The organism is Streptomyces sp. NPDC058295, from assembly GCF_042880655.1.
Taxonomy (GTDB): Bacteria; Actinomycetota; Actinomycetes; order Streptomycetales; family Streptomycetaceae; genus Streptomyces; species Streptomyces coriariae.
The window spans coordinates 177710-195947 of the sequence record NZ_JBHVYO010000011.1; the positions used below are offsets into that span (position 1 = coordinate 177710).

Annotated in this window: 14 protein-coding genes and 2 tRNA genes; 6 read left to right on the forward strand and 10 right to left on the reverse strand. The window is 71.7% G+C overall.

Annotation, left to right across the window (positions count from 1 at the left end; all coding sequences use genetic code 11):
* Positions 1–25: 25 nt before the first annotated feature.
* The gene (locus tag ACFVYS_RS14665) at positions 26–1657 is read right to left on the reverse strand and encodes a protein kinase (protein ID WP_389502041.1); all 1632 of its coding nucleotides are present in this window, start codon (positions 1655–1657) and stop codon (positions 26–28) included.
* A 412-nt stretch (positions 1658–2069) separates the two neighbouring features.
* On the opposite strand from ACFVYS_RS14665, the gene ACFVYS_RS14670 reads away from it, so the two are divergent.
* A complete protein-coding gene (locus ACFVYS_RS14670; protein WP_389502043.1) occupies positions 2070–3584 on the forward strand; it encodes a protein kinase in 1515 nt (504 codons plus the stop codon).
* Positions 3585–3658: 74 nt separating this feature from the next.
* Here ACFVYS_RS14670 and ACFVYS_RS14675 read toward each other — a convergent pair whose 3' ends face one another.
* The 3 genes from ACFVYS_RS14675 to ACFVYS_RS14685 form a co-directional block, all read right to left on the reverse strand.
* On the reverse strand, positions 3659–4915 hold the full coding sequence (locus tag ACFVYS_RS14675) for a phosphotransferase (RefSeq protein WP_389502045.1): 1257 nt from the start codon (positions 4913–4915) through the stop codon (positions 3659–3661).
* Between the two features lie 159 nt (positions 4916–5074).
* Positions 5075–5209, reverse strand: coding sequence for a hypothetical protein (locus ACFVYS_RS14680; protein ID WP_389502047.1), 135 nt, complete (start codon positions 5207–5209; stop codon positions 5075–5077).
* Between the two features lie 127 nt (positions 5210–5336).
* On the reverse strand, positions 5337–6014 hold the full coding sequence (locus ACFVYS_RS14685) for a response regulator (RefSeq protein ID WP_389502139.1): 678 nt from the start codon (positions 6012–6014) through the stop codon (positions 5337–5339).
* A gap of 339 nt (positions 6015–6353) precedes the next feature.
* Here ACFVYS_RS14685 and pdhA point away from each other — a divergent pair, with 339 nt between their 5' ends.
* From pdhA to ACFVYS_RS14700, 3 genes are read left to right on the forward strand one after another with little or no spacing between them, the layout of a single operon-like run.
* Positions 6354–7577 (forward strand): pyruvate dehydrogenase (acetyl-transferring) E1 component subunit alpha, encoded by a 1224-nt coding sequence (pdhA, locus tag ACFVYS_RS14690; RefSeq protein WP_389502049.1) that lies wholly within the window; start codon positions 6354–6356, stop codon positions 7575–7577.
* Position 7578: 1 nt separating this feature from the next.
* Positions 7579–8571 (forward strand): alpha-ketoacid dehydrogenase subunit beta, encoded by a 993-nt coding sequence (locus tag ACFVYS_RS14695; RefSeq protein ID WP_054242059.1) that lies wholly within the window; start codon positions 7579–7581, stop codon positions 8569–8571.
* Positions 8572–8581: 10 nt separating this feature from the next.
* Positions 8582–10147 carry a dihydrolipoamide acetyltransferase family protein gene (locus ACFVYS_RS14700; protein ID WP_389502051.1) on the forward strand — a complete coding sequence of 522 codons (1566 nt, stop codon included), beginning with the start codon at positions 8582–8584 and terminating at the stop codon, positions 10145–10147.
* Between the two features lie 60 nt (positions 10148–10207).
* Here ACFVYS_RS14700 and ACFVYS_RS14705 read toward each other — a convergent pair whose 3' ends face one another.
* The 5 genes from ACFVYS_RS14705 to ACFVYS_RS14725 all read right to left on the reverse strand — a co-directional run bounded on the left by ACFVYS_RS14705 (position 10208) and on the right by ACFVYS_RS14725 (position 14914).
* Positions 10208–12535, reverse strand: a complete 2328-nt coding sequence (locus ACFVYS_RS14705; protein ID WP_389502053.1) for a hypothetical protein — start codon at positions 12533–12535, stop codon at positions 10208–10210.
* Between the two features lie 3 nt (positions 12536–12538).
* A tRNA-Pro gene (locus ACFVYS_RS14710) sits at positions 12539–12610 on the reverse strand.
* 5 nt (positions 12611–12615) lie between these two features.
* Positions 12616–12688: transfer RNA gene (locus ACFVYS_RS14715), tRNA-Lys, on the reverse strand.
* A 244-nt stretch (positions 12689–12932) separates the two neighbouring features.
* Positions 12933–14180, reverse strand: coding sequence for a nitrate/nitrite transporter (locus tag ACFVYS_RS14720; protein WP_389502141.1), 1248 nt, complete (start codon positions 14178–14180; stop codon positions 12933–12935).
* A gap of 62 nt (positions 14181–14242) precedes the next feature.
* On the reverse strand, positions 14243–14914 hold the full coding sequence (locus ACFVYS_RS14725; RefSeq protein ID WP_327184074.1) for a GntR family transcriptional regulator: 672 nt from the start codon (positions 14912–14914) through the stop codon (positions 14243–14245).
* A gap of 305 nt (positions 14915–15219) precedes the next feature.
* Between ACFVYS_RS14725 and ACFVYS_RS14730 the strand changes: the two genes are divergently transcribed.
* Positions 15220–16122, forward strand: coding sequence for a D-alanyl-D-alanine carboxypeptidase family protein (locus ACFVYS_RS14730; protein ID WP_389502055.1), 903 nt, complete (start codon positions 15220–15222; stop codon positions 16120–16122).
* Positions 16123–16275: 153 nt separating this feature from the next.
* On the opposite strand, the gene ACFVYS_RS14735 is transcribed toward ACFVYS_RS14730, so the two are convergent.
* On the reverse strand, positions 16276–17100 hold the full coding sequence (locus tag ACFVYS_RS14735; protein WP_057606242.1) for a maleylpyruvate isomerase family mycothiol-dependent enzyme: 825 nt from the start codon (positions 17098–17100) through the stop codon (positions 16276–16278).
* 211 nt (positions 17101–17311) lie between these two features.
* Between ACFVYS_RS14735 and ACFVYS_RS14740 the strand changes: the two genes are divergently transcribed.
* Positions 17312–18163, forward strand: a complete 852-nt coding sequence (locus tag ACFVYS_RS14740; protein WP_389502057.1) for a carbon-nitrogen family hydrolase — start codon at positions 17312–17314, stop codon at positions 18161–18163.
* The last annotated feature ends 75 nt before the right edge of the window (positions 18164–18238 follow it).

The following is an 18238-nucleotide window of genomic DNA, read 5'->3' on the forward strand; positions in this document are numbered from 1 at the left end:
ACATCAGGCGGTTGACGTCAGGCGGTCACGACGCCGGGTTGCCCGTGGAGACCTTGATCTGGATCTCGGGCATGTCCTTCGGGTCGACGTCCGTCCCGGCGGCGGGGAACTGGTCCATGACCGCCCCGTCGCCGTACGTGTTCTCGTCCACCTTCACGATCTTGTACTGCCAGCCGGCGGCCTGGAAGCACTCCTTGACCGAGCCGATGTACTTGAACTTGAGGTTCGGCACCCGGATCTTGTCGGGGTCGTTGTACGACTCCTGCGGCTCGGAGCACTCCGTCGGCTCGATCGTCTTGGAGGTGTCCGGCGCCCGGTAGTCCGCCGCCTTCGTCACCGACGGCGAGGAGCTGGAGGTACCGCCCTTGGCGTCGTCGTCGCCTCCGCTCATCGCGAGGCTGGCGATGAGGCCGCCCACCGCCACCACGGCGACGACGGCCGAGCCGATGAGCACCGGCTTGCTGTTGCGGCGGCCTCCACCGCCCGAGGACACCGAGGTGGACGGCTGCGGGCTGAGGTTGTACGCGGGCGGGGTGTGCGGGGCCTGCTGGTGGCCGTAGGCCGGAGCGGGCGTCTGGTAACCCTGCTGCGGGTAGCCGTAGGAGGCGGGCGGCGTCGGGGTGCCGTACGGGTTCGGGGTCGGCGCGGGCTGGTAGGGCGTCTGGACGCCCGCCTGCGGCGCCGGGGTGCCCGGGCCGATCGGCGGGAACACCGCGGAACCGACGCCCGCCCCGCTCGAGGTCTGCGCGCCCGGGACGATGCTCGGCGGGGCCGGCTGGAAGGAGGCGGCGACCCGCAGGCACTCGTCGCGCATGGCGACGGCGGTCGGAAAGCGCTCGTTCGGGTTCTTCTTCAGCGCGCGGGCGATCAGCGCGTCGACGGCCGCCGGCAGCGCCCGGTTGATCGAGGAAGGAGCCACCGGCTCCTCCTGCACGTGCGCGTACGCGATCGCAAGCGGCGAATCGGCTTCGAACGGCAACCGCCCGGTGACCAGTTGGAACAGCATGATGCCGACCGAGTACAGGTCGGACCGGGCGTCCACCGCCCGCCCCAGGGCCTGTTCGGGCGAGAGGTACTGCGGGGTGCCGACGACCATGCCGGTCTGCGTCATCGAGGTGACCCCGGACTGCATCGCGCGGGCGATGCCGAAGTCCATCACCTTGACCACGCCGCGCTTGGTCATCATCACGTTGCCGGGCTTGATGTCGCGGTGGACGAGCCCCATCTCGTGGCTGATCTCCAGCGCCGCCAGCACGTCCGCGGTGATCTTCAGCGCCTTGTCGGCGGGCATCGCGCCCTGCTGCCGTACGTCCTCGTCGAGCACCGAGCCGAGCGGGCGGCCCTCGATGTACTCCATGACGATGTACGGAGTCGTCAACCCCTCGACGTCGTCCTCGCCGGTGTCGAAGACGGAGACGATATTGGTGTGCGTGAGCTTGGCCACGGCCTGGGCCTCGCGGCGGAAGCGCTCGCGGAAGGCCTGCTCACGGCCGAGTTCGGTGTGCAGGGTCTTCACCGCGACCTGACGGTCGAGCACGGCGTCGTAGGCGAGGTGCACCGAGGCCATGCCGCCCTCGCCGAGCAAGTCGCGCAGCTGATACCGGCCGGCGGCGAGCGCCCGCCCCGCATACCGGCCCTGCGCGCCGTCCTGGCTCATCTTCTGCGTCCCCCGTAGGCCCTCAGGCGCCGTTGACTGTCGTTGATCGAAAGTGCTATTCCCGGCCAAGTCTGCCGTAGCGCACTGACACGTCAAGCTCGGTGCCCGTTCCGTGACCCTACGAGAAAGAAGCGTCGCGGAAGCGTTACAGGTGCCGTACGGCCGGTACACAGAATTTGCACGTCGGTACGGAGTACAGGTTTGATGGCCGGTCCGTCGCGGACCGGCGCCCGGGCTCGCCCCGGGCGATGTCCCGGGGATCGTCCCGGGCCGGAGGCTTGCGTGGAGGCTGTAGCGTGGCCGACGGAGACCGTAACAACACCGCGCGTTCCGCGGGCAGAAACGACGGCGAGGACTGATGGCACAGCAGCGCGCTCAGGGCCCGTCCGACCCCGAGGCGACTGGCGGCGGTATGTCAGATGCGCCGGAGAACTGGGGCAACGGCGGGCTGGTCGGGGACGGCCGATATCGGTTGACCCGCAGACTCGGCCGAGGTGGCATGGCCGAGGTGTTCGCGGCCGAGGACGTTCGCCTCGGACGCACCGTCGCGGTGAAGCTGCTGCGCGCCGATCTCGCCGAGGACCCCGTGTCCAAGGCCCGCTTCACGCGCGAGGCCCAGTCGGTGGCCGGCCTCAACCACCATGCGATCGTCGCCGTGTACGACTCCGGCGAGGACTTCGTGGGCGGCCAGAGCGTGCCGTACATCGTGATGGAGATCGTCGAGGGACGCACCATCCGCGACCTCCTCCTCAACGCCGAGGCGCCCGGCCCCGAGCAGGCCCTGATCATCACCTCGGGGGTGCTGGAGGCGCTCGCCTACTCGCACCAGCACGGCATCGTGCACCGCGACATCAAGCCGGCGAACGTGATCATCACGCACAACGGCGCGGTCAAGGTGATGGACTTCGGCATCGCGCGCGCCCTGCACGGCGCGTCCACGACGATGACGCAGACCGGCATGGTCATGGGCACCCCGCAGTACCTCTCCCCGGAGCAGGCGCTCGGCAAGGCCGTCGACTACCGCTCCGACCTGTACGCGACGGGCTGCCTGCTGTACGAACTCCTCGCCCTGCGGCCGCCGTTCACCGGCGAGACGCCGCTGTCGGTGGTCTACCAGCACGTGCAGGACATCCCGGTGCCGCCGTCGCAGACCTCGGACGGGGTGTGCCCGCCGGAGCTCGACGGTCTCGTCATGCGGTCCCTGGCCAAGGACCCCGACGACCGGTTCCAGACGGCGGAGGAGATGCGCGGTCTGGTCCAGTACGGGCTCCAGATGCTGTACGACCAGGGCGGCCACACCGGTACCTGGAACACCGGCCCGGTCGGCGCGCACGACGGCCGCGGCACGCCCGCCGGCGGCTTCGCGAGCACGACCGCGCTGGCGCACGGCGCCGACGCCTCCAGCACCTCGCAGATCCCGCAGCCGATCCTGCCCACCGGCTACGGCGGCGGTGACGAAGGCGGCTTCGAGGGGCACGGCAACAAGGGCAGCGGTCGCGGCAAGCTGTGGATCCTCGCCGTCTTCGCGGTGATCGCCATCGCCGCGGGCGTCGCGCTCGCGCTGAACGGCCAGGGGAAGGGCAGCGGCGGCACCGACACCTCGCCGTCGCCGTCCACCTCGCAGTCCGCGACGGACGACACCTCCACCGCGACGCCGAGCGACGAGGCGACCGACACGTCCACGGACGACACCTCGGACGACAACTCCGGTTCGAACTCCGATTCGGACTGGACGCCGTCGTACTCGCCCTCGTACTCGCCGTCGTACTCCCCCTCCGAATCGGCCAGCAGCGAGCCGACGGACGAGGAGACGGAGACCCAGCCTTCGGACGATCCGACGGACACGCAGCCTTCGGACGATCCGACGGATGTGGAGCCGAGCGACCCGGCCACCGAGGGCGGCACCCTCGGCAGCATCGGAAACTGACCGCAGTACGCCTCACGCGCGCGTGGACCCGGCACAGGGCTCCCCGCGCGCGTGTCGCGTTCGCGGAGCCCGGGTCAGGCCGCGAACGCGCCGCACACCGCGTCGTACTCGCGGGTCCACCACACGGCCAGGGCCGAGGCCGCCGGGAACTGGGAGTCCGCGCGGGTGTCGCCGCGCTCGTAGTGCCAGCGCAGCATCCAGAAGTCGTTGAGGCGCTCCCACCACACCCGGTGCACGGCCGCCCCGAGTTCGGACGGCGTGGCCCCGGCCGCGCGCCGGTACGCGCGTGCGTACTCCCTCGCCTTCGGCAGGTCGAGGGTGCCGTCGGGACGGACGAAGAAGATCGCGGCGGCGCGGACGGCCTCCTCGGCGCGGGGCTGCACGCCCAGCCGGTCCCAGTCGACGATTGCGGCCGGGGCGTCCCCGCGGTAGAGCAGGTTGAAGGGGTGGAAGTCCCCGTGCACCCAGCCGACCGGGCCGCTGTGCGGAGGACGCCGGTCCGCGTGCCGTTCCAGCAGCGTGCGCCGTTCCAGGAGGCGGTGGCGGGCGAGTTCGTCGAAGGAGTCGGCGGGGCGATGGCGCCGCACGCGCGCGAGGAGGTCCTCGATCAGGACGAAGGTGTCGGCGGGGTCGGGGCTCGCGGCGGGGACGGCCGCCGCGACGGGCGGGGTGCGCTCGGCGGCGGTGGCGGGCCCGGCGGGAGCGGTGGCCGCGGCGCGCACAGGGCGCTCGGACGGGGCGCCGCGGCCCTCAGGGGCGTACCCCGGGGCACGGTCCGGGTCGCGTCGCCGGCCGCGTCGCGGGCCGCCTGCCGGAGGCGCGTGGTCCCCCGTGGGCGCGTCGCTCCCCGGAGGCGTGTCGACCCCGAGGCCCCGGGGCACGTGTCCTCCGCGGACCGGGGGCAGGAGTTCGCCGTGGGCCGCCCGCATCACCTGCTCCAGGCTGGCGTGCACCACCCCGAGCAGCGCTCCCAGGCGGCCGCACTGGCCGGGGGTGAGCTGGGCGCCGTGACGGTGGCGGCCGTCGATCCACGGGTGCAGGGCGTAGGCGTGGCCGCCGACGACGGCGACCGTGCGTCCGTCGTGGCCGGGCAGCGGGGGAGCGACCGGGACGCCGAGGTCGGCCAGTCGCGCGGTGGCCCGGTGCTGGCGGGCGATGGAGGCGGGGTCGGCGGTGTCGGGGTCGAAGTGGTGCTTGAGGAAGTAGCGGCCGCGGGTGGTGCGCAGCCGGTAGCCGCGGTTCAGCAGCCCCTCGTCGACGGGCTCACAGGTGAGCGCGGTGCCGGCGGAGTACCGGCGGAGCAGGGCGCCCAGAGGGGGCGCGTGGAGCACTAAAGGGGGTACACAGGAGCGCGGCACGCGCCCGATGCTAGGGCACGATCCGAGGCTGTGAGCTGGGCGTTGTCACAGACAGTCACTAAAGATCAACAACTGTCACGGGTGGTCGCTCCGGGTCGCCTCGCGGCGCTCCAGGTCGCCTCCCCGGTCGCTTCAGGTCGCTTCCTGATGGTGCACGGTCACGAACTGCGAGGTCACGCGCAGGTAGACCGGGTCGAAGGGGACCCCACCGTCCACGGACCGGGGCGCGGGTCCGAAGAGCTCCAGTTCGACCGCGGTGGGTTCCACGCCGCGCACTTCCCGACGATCTCCACCGACCACCGACCACCGACCACCGACCACCGACCACCGACCACCGACCACCGACCACCGACCACCGGCCACCGGCCCTCGGCGGAGCCCGGCCGCGCCCGGTTCAGGTTGTCCGAGCCGTAGGCGACCACATGGCCGACGCAGGCCCGGGGTAGCCGTGGCCGCGGTGCATGCGCAGCAGCAGACGGCCGTCCGTCACGATGTGGCGGGCAGAGGCCAGGAAGGGCATCGCGCGCGGGCCGGCGGCCACCCGGCCGTACTCGGTGCCGGCGATCTGTCGGTCGGTGAGGCCCTCGCCGATCAGGTCGAGGATCCCGCGCTCCTGGTCGGTGAGGTGCGCGAGTCGGTCGTCGGCCTTGGGAGCGCCCTCACGCAGCCGCCGGAGCACGCGCGCGGTGCCGACAGGGTCCAGGAGCGACTTGCCGACGGCGACGTCCCGTACGGCCGTCAGCAGCTCCTGGCCGCGAATGGCCTTCAGGACGTAGCCGGAGGCACCTGCCATGATCGCGTCGAAGAGTGCCTCGTCGTCGGCGTACGAGGTCAGCATCAGGCACTTGACGGCGTCGTCCCGGGAGCGGATCTCGCGGCACATCTCCACGCCGCTGCCGTCCGGGAGCCGTACGTCGAGCACCGCGACATCGGGCCGGGTGGCCGGGATGCGCACCAGCGCGTCGGCCGCCGTGCCGGCCTCGCCGACCACCTCGATGTCGCTCTCCACGGAGAGCATCTCGCGGACCCCGCGCCGGACGACCTCATGGTCGGCGACTAGGAAAACGGTGATTTTTCCCTATTCGCGCACGCGGGCGGTCTCACATACGGAGTCTTCCCGTGGACTGGGTGCGCGGGATAACGTGCCGTTGCTCCGGCCTCCTGCAAGGCTGTGACCTGGCTCTCTCCCGACTTTGCCGATTTACTTGGAAATCCAAGCAAAAACGCAGGTCAAGAGGGGTTTCACAGAAATGTGAAGCACTGGGTAACGTGATGACCGCAGGGCGCTCGCCGGGGCACCTGTCACGCCTGTTCCGACCGAGTGACACCCACCCCGTGCACGGGTGCCGGAACAGGTGAGCCGCACTGGTTACCCGGCAACCCCGGGGGCCGGACCGACGGAGGAGCACACGTGACCGTGGAGAGCACTGCCGCGCGCAAGCCGCGACGCAGCGCCGGAAGCAAGGCCGGCACCACCGGCACCGAGCGCACCACCCGCACCACCGCCAGGAAGTCCGCCGAGCCCGAGCTCGTGCAACTGCTGACGCCTGAGGGCAAGCGGGTCAAGAACGCGAAGAACGCCGAGTACGCCAAGTACGTCGCCGACGTGACCCCCGAAGAGCTCCGCGGCCTCTACCGCGACATGGTGCTCACCCGCCGCTTCGACGCGGAGGCCACCGCCCTCCAGCGCCAGGGCGAGCTGGGTCTGTGGGCCTCGCTGCTCGGCCAGGAGGCCGCCCAGATCGGCTCCGGCCGGGCCCTGCGCGACGACGACTACGTCTTCCCGACCTACCGCGAGCACGGCGTCGCCTGGTGCCGCGGGGTCGACCCGACCAACCTGCTCGGCATGTTCCGGGGGGTGAACAACGGCGGCTGGGACCCCAACGGCAACAATTTCCACCTCTACACGATCGTCATCGGCTCCCAGACGCTGCACGCCACGGGCTACGCCATGGGCGTGGCCAAGGACGGCGCGGACAGCGCGGTGATCGCGTACTTCGGCGACGGCGCGAGCAGCCAGGGCGATGTGGCGGAGTCCTTCACTTTCTCCGCCGTCTACAACGCGCCCGTCGTGTTCTTCTGCCAGAACAACCAGTGGGCGATCTCCGAGCCCACCGAGAAGCAGACCCGGGTGCCGCTCTACCAGCGCGCGCAGGGCTACGGCTTCCCCGGCGTCCGGGTCGACGGCAACGACGTCCTGGCCTGTCTCGCCGTCACCCGCTGGGCGCTGGACCGGGCCCGCGACGGCGAGGGCCCCACCCTCGTCGAGGCGTACACGTACCGCATGGGCGCCCACACCACCTCCGACGACCCGACGAAGTACCGGGCCGACGAGGAGCGCGAGGCCTGGGAGGCGAAGGACCCGATCCTGCGCCTGCGCCGCCACCTGGAGGCGTCAAACCACACGGACGAGGGATTCTTCGCGGAACTCGAGGCGGAGAGCGAGGCGTTGGGCAGGCGAGTGCGCGAAGCGGTCCGCGCCATGCCGGACCCGGACCGCTTCGCCATCTTCGAGAACGTGTACGCGGACGGACACGCGCTCGTCGACGAGGAGCGGGCCCAGTTCGCGGCCTACCAGGCATCGTTCGCGACGGAAGCCGAGAGCGGCTTCGCCGCGGGTTCGGGGGGAAACTGAGATGGCGGAAACCGTGACGTCCAAGAACCTGGCCCTGGCCAAGGCGATCAACGAGTCGCTGCGCCGCGCCCTGGAGGCGGACCCCAAGGTCCTGATCATGGGTGAGGACGTCGGCAAGCTCGGCGGCGTCTTCCGGGTGACGGACGGCCTGCAGAAGGACTTCGGCGAGAGCCGCGTCATCGACACCCCGCTCGCCGAGTCCGGCATCGTCGGCACCGCGATCGGGCTGGCCCTGCGCGGCTACCGCCCGGTGGTGGAGATCCAGTTCGACGGCTTCGTGTTCCCGGCCTACGACCAGATCGTCACCCAGCTCGCCAAGATGCACGCGCGCTCGCTCGGCAAGGTCAAGCTGCCGGTCGTCGTCCGCATCCCCTACGGCGGCGGCATCGGCGCGGTCGAGCACCACTCGGAGTCGCCGGAGGCCCTCTTCGCGCACGTGTCGGGCCTGAAGATCGTCTCCCCGTCCAACGCGTCCGACGCGTACTGGATGATGCAGCAGGCCATCCAGAGCGACGACCCGGTGATCTTCTTCGAGCCGAAGCGTCGCTACTGGGACAAGGGCGAGGTCAACTTCGAGGCGATCCCCGGCCCGCTGCACAAGGCCCAGGTCGTCCGCGAGGGCACCGACCTGACCCTCGTCGCCTACGGTCCGATGGTGAAGCTCTGCCAGGAGGTCGCCGCCGCGGCCGCCGAGGAGGGCAAGAACCTGGAGGTCCTGGACCTGCGTTCGGTGTCCCCCATGGACTTCGACGCGATCCAGACGTCGGTCGAGAAGACCCGCCGCCTGGTCGTGGTCCACGAGGCACCGGTGTTCTTCGGCTCGGGCGCGGAGATCGCCGCCCGGATCACCGAGCGCTGCTTCTACCACTTGGAGGCTCCGGTGCTCAGGGTCGGCGGCTATCACGCCCCGTACCCGCCGGCGCGCCTGGAGGAGGAGTACCTGCCGGGCCTGGACCGGGTGCTCGACGCCGTCGACCGTGCCCTGGCGTACTGAGGAGAGGGTCGTGACGACGATGACGGAAGCGTCCGTACGCGAGTTCAAGATGCCCGACGTGGGCGAGGGGCTCACCGAGGCCGAGATCCTCAAGTGGTACGTCCAGCCCGGGGACACGGTGACGGACGGCCAGGTGGTGTGCGAGGTCGAGACGGCCAAGGCCGCCGTCGAGCTGCCCATCCCCTACGACGGGGTGGTCCGCGCGCTGCACTTCCCCGAGGGCACCACGGTCGACGTGGGCATGTCGATCATTGCCGTGGACGTGTCGGGAGGAGCGGGCGCCGCCCCGGTGGCCGCCCCGGTCGCCGAGGTACCGGCACAGGCGGCCGTGCAGACACCCGCGCAGGCCCCGGCCGCCCCGGAGAAGCAGCCGCAGGCGGCGCAGGCCGCAGCACCTCAGGCCGACGCACCGCAGGCCGAAGCGCCTCGGGCCGAGGCGGCTAAGCCGGTGGGCTCCGGCCGCCAGCCGGTCCTTGTCGGGTACGGCGTGGCGGCGTCCTCCACCAAGCGCCGTCCGCGCAAGGGCCCGGAGATCGCGGTCTCCCGGGTCCCGGACACGATCCAGGCGGAACTCAACGGCCACGGCGGCGCGCCCGCCGTGCGCGAGCGCCCGCTGGCCAAGCCGCCGGTGCGCAAGCTGGCCAAGGACCTCGGCGTCGATCTCGCCACGGTGGTCCCGTCCGGCCCGGACGGCATCATCACCCGCGAGGACGTCCACGCGGCGGTGGCCCCGGCCGCCCCGGCGACCCAGGCCGCTCCGGCGACCCAGGCCGCTCCGGCGACCCAGGCCGCTCCGGTGGCCGAGCCGGTGCCGCAGGTGACACAGGCGCCGGTCACGACCTCCGCGGCCGTGCCCGTGCCGTCGTACGACACGGCCCGTGAGACCCGTGTCCCGGTCAAGGGCGTCCGCAAGGCGACGGCCGCGGCGATGGTCGGTTCGGCCTTCACCGCGCCGCACGTCACGGAGTTCGTGACGATCGACGTGACGCGCACGCTGAAGCTGGTCGAGGAGCTCAAGCAGGACAAGGACATGCAGGGCCTGCGGGTCAACCCGCTCCTGCTGATCGCCAGGGCCCTGCTGGTCGCCGTCAAGCGCCACCCGGAGATCAACGCGTCCTGGGACGAGGCGGCGCAGGAGATCGTGGTCAAGCACTACGTCAACCTGGGCATCGCGGCCGCGACACCCAGGGGCCTGCTGGTCCCGAACATCAAGGACGCCCACGCCAAGACGCTGCCGGAGCTGGCGGAGTCCCTGGGCGAGCTGGTCTCGACGGCGAGGGAGGGCCGGACGTCCCCGGCCGCCATGCAGGGTGGCACGGTGACCATCACCAACGTCGGCGTCTTCGGCGTCGACACCGGCACCCCGATCCTCAACCCCGGCGAGTCCGCGATCCTCGCGATCGGTGCGATCAAGCTCCAGCCGTGGGTCCACAAGGGCAAGGTGAAGCCACGTCAGGTGACCACGCTGGCGCTGAGCTTCGACCACCGGCTGGTGGACGGGGAACTGGGCTCCAAGGTGCTGGCGGATGTGGCGGCGATCCTGGAGCAGCCCAAGAAGCTGATCACCTGGGGTTAGCGGCGGCCCGGCCGGCCGGGCCGCGCACCCCGAGGGGGCGCGGCCCACGACCCGGCGGCCTCAGCCCGCCGCGGCCGAGGCCGGGTCCGGACGCAGCCAGTGTCCGTCCGTGGTCCAGCCGAGGAGCAGCCGCCCGGTGCCCTCGTCGGCCCGGCCGCCCTCGGCGACCTGGTGCAGGCCGGTCAGGGCGGGGGCCAGCCGCGCCGCCACATGGCCGGGGTGCCGGGTCAGCTCCTCCGGCAGCCAGGCCAGCGTGCGGGCCCGCTCGCCGGGGGTGCACAGGGACAGGTGGAACACCAGCTGCCGCCAGGCGTAGGCCACGTCCTTGATCGTGCTCAGCGGGCGCGGGTTGCCATGCACGCGGCCGGTCAGCCGGCACACGGTGACGAAGCAGCGGCGGGCCAGGTCCGCCCAGCCCGCGGCCGGCTCGATGCCGACCCGGTGGACCAGGGTGGCCAGGTTGTGTGTGGTGAGGATCTGCGCCTGCTCGATCACCTTGCCGTTCGCGGCCACCGATCCGTCTCCGCGCCGCGACCGGGACGAGCCGGCCTCGGCCCGCTCGACACACAGCTTCGCGAACCCGGGCGAGGTCCTGGCCCCGTACGACCGCGTCAGCGCCTCGCCGGCCTCGACGATCGCCAGATTGCGGACGGCCCGGTAGTCGATGGCGTAGTAGCGCTCGTAGAGCGAGCCGCCGCCCAGCAGCTCCGCCGCGATCCGGGCCGCGGCGAGGAACTTCGGGGTGAAGGTGCCCATGAAGATGTCCGCGGCCAGCTCCTCGACCAGGGGAGCGCCCAGGTCGGCCTGACGGGCCAGCACGGACAGCTCACGGACCAGGGAGTTGGGCAGGATCGTGCCGGGGAAGGCCTGCACGGCCAGCTCGCCGAGCTGCCGCAGCGCGACGGCCGACACCGCGCCCGCCTCGCCGTCCGCGCGCTGCCCGGCCACGGCCCGTATCCACGGCAGTTCCTCCGCCCGTACCTGCCGCTGGAGGTTGAGCAGCAGCAGCGAACGGCGGCCCGCGAACGCCCGGTGGTGGGCGGCCGCCAGCGTGCGCAGGGCCGGGTCGGGATAGGCCTGCGCGGTGGTGGCGGCGACGAGCTGTGGTACGAGCTCGGCCAGCACCTCGGCCGAGGGCACGACACCGCGTTCCACGAGGGTGTTCAGGGGTGCGCTCAGCGCGGCCTCGACGGGCCGCCGTACGCCCGCCGGAACCACCGCGCCCACGGGCAGCCCCGTCTCCCGCGCCTCCTCCTCGCCGACCTCGGCGACGAGCGGCGCGACCTCGGCCACGCCCGCCTGCTGGTCCAGCCCGGACAGCCGGCGCAGCACCAGCTGGGCCAGCGCGTGGTGCGAGGGCAGCGCCGCCTGCGCGGCCTGCTCCCGGCGCAGCGCGGTGAGCTCCGCGGAGCCGGGCAGCCCGCGCCGCCCCACCATGGACGTGACGGCGTGCCGCAGCAACCCGAGCCGGCGCGCGTCCAGTTCCCGTCCGGCGACGGTCTCCTCCAGCGCCCCGCGCAGGATCCCCAGGTTCTCCTTCGGCTTGAGGTGCTTGGTGCAGTAGGTGTGACGATCGGCCAGGTCGCGGTAGCGGCGCAGCAGTTCGGCACCATGCCCGTGCCAGGCGGCGTCGGGGGCGCGCGTCAGCACCCGGGCCGGCTGCCCGGCGTCGGCGGTCTCCAGCCAGTGGGCGAGCAGTTCGTCGCCGAACGGCTGCCACACGGCCAGCGCCTCCCGCTGCGTCTCCACCGCCTCGCTGGTCCGCCGCCGCGCCAGGCTCTCCCCGGCCTCGGCGACGGTACGGCGGTGCACCGTGCCGGCGTCGGGCGCCGGTCGGGTGGACGGGCGGGGCGTGAACCGCAGCCGGCCCGCGAACGGGGCGAGTTCCTCGACGAGTCCGAGCGCCGCGTCCGTCTCCCCGGCCCGGGCCAGCCAGGCCACGGTGAGCAGGGCGGCCTCCTCGGGGACGGTCACCTCGTACCGTCCGCCGTCGAGGAGTTCGTAGAGCTGCGCCAGGCCGTCCTCGGACAGCCAGTACGCGAACAGCGCCTGCCGGTCCCGCGGCACGCCGGCCCGGCGCGCGGCCTCGGTCTCGTACTCCGTCAGGGGGCCGCCGGCGCTCGGCGCGCCGGTGGCGAAGCCGCCCCGGAGCACCTCGGGCGTCACCCACGCGGGCAGATCCCGGACCGGTGTGCGGGAGCCGATGGTGAGCAGCCCGTTCGCCATGCCCGCCAGTACGGACCGCCACGCGCGCTGTCGTTCCCCGGCGCGCCGGCGGGTGTCGGGGTCTTCGTGGGTGAGCGCGGTGCTGAGCGCCCTGGCCAGTTGGCCGGAGGCGTAGCCCGGATTGGCCTCTGCGAGGTGCTGCTGGTCAGCGTCGTCGTTCATAAGCCGACGTGGCGGGTGCCGCCCCCGCGCCCTCCGGGTCCCGAGCCCGGTGCTCTGCTGCTGAGCTACACGTCGATGAGCCGACGTGGCAGGTTCCGCCCCTGCGCCCTCCGGGTGAAAAGCCCGGTGCTCTGGCTGCTGAGCTACACGTCGATGAGGCCCGACGGTAGACGTCGAACGGGCGTCCGTTCAACCGTGTTTCGGCGGCGAGGAGCGATGAACGGCATGCACGCCATGAACAGCCCGCACGCCGTCGGCGCCTGTATGCCGTCTGCGTCGTCTACGTCGCCTATCGTCCAGCCGTCCGAGCCCGCTGGGCCGTCCAGCCGTCCAGCCGTCCAGGCACTCTCGGCCGTCCGTGCCTCCGGCCGTCCGGGCCCTCGGTCCTCCGGGCCGTCTACGCCGGGACGTGCACCGTCTCCACTCGGCTCGCCACCAGCCGCTCCCGCTCCCGCCGAGCCGCTCGGCGGCGCAGCCGAAGGATCTGGCTGACGCCGAGGGCCTGCAGGACGAAGACGCAGGAGAAGGCGATCGTGTAGTCGTCGCCGGTCGCGTCCAGCAGCACGCCGACCGCGAAGAGCGTCGTCATCGACGCCACGAAACCGCCCATGTTGGTGATGCCGGAAGCCGTTCCCTGGCGCTCGGGCGGGTTGGCCGGGCGGGCGAAGTCGAAGCCGAGCATGGAGGCGGGGCCGCACGCGCCCAGGACCGCGCAGAGCGCCACGAGCAGCCACATCGGCGCCCGTTCGCCGGGGTAGGCGAGCGTGGCCGCCCACATCAGGGCGGTCGCGCCGACCGTGCTCAGGGCCAGCGGCAGCCGAGCTCCGTGGTGGCGGGCGACGACCTGGCCGTAGACCAGGCCCACGACCATGTTGCTCAGCACCACCAGGGTCAGGAGTTCGCCGGCCGTCGCCCGCGACAGGCCCTGCGCCTCCACCAGGAACGGCAGGCCCCACAGGAGCAGGAACACCATCGCCGGGAACTGGGTGGTGAAGTGCACCCACAGGCCGAGGCGGGTGCCCGGCTCGCGCCAGGACGCGGCGATCTGGCGGCGGACGTACGCCGCGCCCTGGTGCGGGAACGGCTCGGGCTCGTGGCCCTCGGGGTGGTCCTTCAGGAACAGCAGCAGCAGGACCAGGACGACCACTCCCGCGAGCGAGCTGCCCGCGAAGGCCGCCGTCCAGCCGATGCCGTGCAGGAGGCGGGCCAGGACGAGGGTGGAGACCAGGTTGCCCGCCATCCCCGCCAGTCCCGCCAGCTGCGCGACCATCGGCCCGCGGCGCGCCGGGAACCACCGGGTGCCCAGTCGCAGGACGCTGATGAACGTCATCGCGTCCCCGCAGCCGAGCAGCGCGCGTGAGGCGAGGGCCGTGCCGTAGGACGGGGAGAAGGCGAAACCGAGCTGGCCGGCCGTGAACAGCACGACGCCGATGGTCAGCACCTTCTTCGTGCCGAGCCGGTCGACCAGCAGACCCACCGGTATCTGCATGCCCGCGTAGACCAGGAGCTGGAGGATGGAGAAGGTGGACAGGGCCGAGGCGTTGACCTGGAAGCGTTCGGCGGCGTCCAGGCCGGCCACTCCGAGGGAGGTGCGGAAGATGACCGCGACGAAGTAGACCGAGACGCCGATCCCCCAGACGGCCATCGCGCGCCGTCCGCCCGGCGGATCACCCGGAAGGGTGGAGTTCAGGCCGCGGGAGCCGGGGCTCATCGGACCTCCCCGCGGGCGAGGTGCGAGAACCAGCCGACGTGCCGGTGCACGATCTCGACAGCGGCCTCGGCGTCACCGGAGCGCAGCGCCTGAAGGATCTCCTCGTGCTCGCCCAGTGTCTTGGCTATCCGGTCGGGGTGGGAGTGCATCACGGCGACGCCCATCCGCAGCTGACGGTCGCGGAGCTGGTCGTACAGCCTCGACAGGATGTCGTTGCCGCCGCTGCGGACGATCTCCGCGTGGAAGCAGCGGTCCGTCACGGCGGCCGCGGCCAGGTCGCCCGCTGCGGCCTGCGCCTTCTGCTTCGCGAGCAGCTCTTCCAGTCGCTGGATCAGCGCGGCCGAGGCGGGGACCGCCTTGCGTGCCGCGTGCTCCTCCACCAGCAGCCGGGTCTCCACCACGTCCGCGATCTCCTGTGCGGAGACCGGCAGGACCAGGGCGCCCTTCTTCGGGTAGAGCTTGATCAGCCCCTCCACCTCCAGGCGCAGCAGCGCCTCCCGCACCGGAGTGCGCGAGACCCCCACGGCCTCGGCGAGCTCTCCCTCGGTGAGGAGGGTGCCGCCCTCGTAGCGGCGGTCCAGGACGCCCTGCTTGACGTGGGCGTACACACGGTCGGCGGCGGGCGGTTGCTTCACGGGGACGGGGGCGGGCGGGGCGGAGGACGGCATGCCCACAGGATAGATACAACACGTACGCAACGGGGGACCGGTCCAGAATGCGGACCCGTGACGGGGTGTGAAGAGGGGTGCGGCGAGGGAGGCGGGAGGGGTGTGGAAAGCGGGGTGGGGAGCGGCGCGGGAAGCGGGGTGGGCGAGGGCCGGGTAAGAGCCGGGTCAAGTAATCGGAAATTCGGCCCAGCAAGCGCACAACTTTCTGTGCTACTTACGTGTCACACACATGCGGCCCCTTCTTCTTCTTTCCCCTTCAACTTGGCCGCATCGCAGGGGCATTCGACGTAATCGGGGTATTTCAGTTGATAACCGCCACCAAGGGCATCCGAGTCCGCAGGGCCGCATCCGTCGCCGTCACCGTCGGCGCAGTGCTCGCGACCGGAGCTCTCACCGCGGCGCCCGCACAAGCCGTCACGACGCCCACGATCGCCGCCAAGACCGGCTTCGTGATGAACAACGCGAACGGCGCCGCGCTGTACAACAAGGGCATGGACACCAAGCTGTCCACCGGCTCGACCACGAAGATCATGACGGCGAACGTCGTGCTGTCGCAGACGAACCTGAATCTGAACACCAAGGTCACCATCCAGAAGGCGTACAGCGACTACATCGTTGCGAACAACGCCTCGTCCGCGCGCCTGATCGTCGGCGACAAGGTCACGGTCCGTCAGCTGCTCTACGGGCTGATGCTGCCGTCCGGTTGTGATGCCGCGTACGCCCTGGCCGACAAGTTCGGCACGGGCACGACGCGGGCCGCGCGCGTGAAGAGCTTCATCGCCAAGATGAACAGCAAGGCGAAGGCGCTCGGCATGACGAGGACGCACTTCGACTCGTTCGACGGCATCGGCAACGGGTCGAACTACTCGACCGCCAAGGACCTCACGAAGCTCGCCAGCAACTCGCTGAAGAGCGCGAACTTCCGTGCGGTCGTCAAGACGAAGTCGTACACCGCCAAGACGATCACCAAGACCGGTTCCACCCGCACCATGGCGGCCTGGACCAACACCAACACGCTGCTGAGCAGCTACAGCGGCACCATCGGTGTGAAGACGGGCTCCGGCCCGGAGGCGAAGTACTGCCTCGTCTTCGCCGCCACCCGCAACGGCAAGACCGTTGTGGGTACGGTGCTGGCCTCCACCAGCGCGACGGTGCGTGCCGCCGACGCGACGAAGCTGCTGAACTACGGCTTCGCCAGGCTGGGCTGACACCTGCTCAATCGGTAGCACCTTCAGAACGGGCCCGTCGTGATCGTCACGACGGGCCCGTTCCGTCGAGGGGGCGGGGTGCGCTCATGCCGGTGACCGCGGCGACCGCGGCGGCCGAGGGGAGCGCCGCCGGCCACCGCTACCTGGTGACCGTTACCTGGTGACGGCGAAGTTCCGCAGGATCGCCGCCGTCAGCTCCGGATCGCCCTCCGCCTTCACCCGGTCGGCGACCGCCTCCGCGGTCACCCGGCCGCAGGCCAGCCGCACGTACGTCTCCCAGTCGAGGGTGAACGCGGCGGCCGGGCCGAGCGCCGGGGCCGTCTCCAGGGTGCCGCGGCCCTGGATGTCGACGCGGATGGTGCGCAGGAACTCGATCGGACCGTGCACGTCGAAGACGACCGCGGAGCTGCGCGGGGCGTCGGCCTTCTCGGCGACGACCGCCGGGAGTTCGGCGAGCAGCGCGTCACGGGCGATGTGCGCGCCGGGCGAGTCGAGGTTGCCGGGCCGGCCGAGGGCGGCGCGCAGGTCCTGCTCGTGCGCCCACACGTTGAACGCGTGCTTGCGCATGGACTCCTCGAGCGTGAGCTCGGTGCCGAGCGGACCGCGCACCATCGTGGTGGGCTGGCGCGACTCGTTGCGCAGCTGGCGGTTGCGGCGGATGACCGTGTACTCCAGCTCGGACGTCATCTCCGGCGCCGTGTGGTGGCGGCGGACGTCGACCTGCATCTCCATGTAGCGCTGGATGTCGTTGGTGACGTGGTACAGGTCGCGCGGCAGGGTGTGGATGGGACGCGGGTCGCCGTACATCTCGCAGTCCAGCCCGATGACATGCGAAACGATGTCGCGCACCGACCAGCCGGGGCACGGCGTCCGGCGGTTCCAGTCCGCCTCCACCAGCGGGAGCACCAGCTCGGATATCGCTTCGATGGAGTGGGTCCAGGCGTCGGCGTAGGGCTGGAGGGTGGGATGCAGACTCACGGAAACGGGACCCCTCGGCGGTCGGTACTCGGGTGGTTGTGGCGGCGTTGCCAGCGGGAGGTGGCGGTGTGGGCAGGTATCGGCGGGTGTCGCCGGGTGTCGGCGGGTGTCTCGGAACGCTAAGTTACGCTGCTGTGAGGCACCCCGGCAGTGCTTTCGTGTGACGATCGTAGGCCCGTGTGGACGACTCGAATGCCAGGACGGTGGTAGTGTGCGCGCCTCTCTGATCCAGATCGCTGTAGAAGAGGGCGAATCGGTCGAATCGCGACGGGTGCGGGTTGCCGCACTGGTACGAGAAGAGGCCGGTGCCGCCGACTTCGTGGTGCTGCCGGAGCTGTGGACGACCGGGGCGTTCGCCTACGAGGAGTTCGGCAGCGAGGCCGAGCCCCTGGAAGGGCCGACGTACGAGGCGATGGCCAAGGCCGCGAGCGACGCGGGTGTGTGGCTGCACGCGGGTTCGATCCCGGAGCGGGCTCCGTCCGGCGGCGGCTCCGCCGCGGGCGAGGGGCCCCTCTACAACACGTCTCTCGTCTTCTCCCCCTCCGGTGAGCTGGCCGCCTCCTACCGCAAGATCCACCGCTTCGGCTTCGACAAGGGCGAGGCCGTGCTGATGGGCGCGGGCGAGGAACTGGTGACGGTCCGCCTCCCCGAAACGACCGTCGGTGTCGCCACCTGCTACGACCTCCGTTTCCCCGAACTCTTCCGCGGTCTCGTCGACGCCGGCGCCGAGACCCTCGTGATCCCCGCGGGCTGGCCGGAGCGCCGCCGGGCGCACTGGACGCTGCTGGCCCGGGCGCGGGCGGTCGAGAACCAGGCGTTCGTGCTCGCCTGTGGAACGGCCGGGACACATGCCGGAGTTCCGCAGGCGGGTCACTCGATCGTGGTGGATCCGTGGGGCGAGGTGCTGGCGGAGGCGGGTTCGGGCGAGGAGGTCCTGAGGGCCGAGTTCGACCCGTCCAGGGTCGCCACGACCCGTGAGCAGTTCCCGGCCCTGAAGGACCGGGTGCTCGGCCTGCGCACTCCCGAACGCCGCCCTCAGCCGCTCCCGGCCTCCCGCCCCTAGCGGCTCCCGGCGTCCTGCTCCCAGCCGCTCCCGGCATCCCGCCCCCAGCCGCTCCCGGCGTCCTGCTCCCAGCCG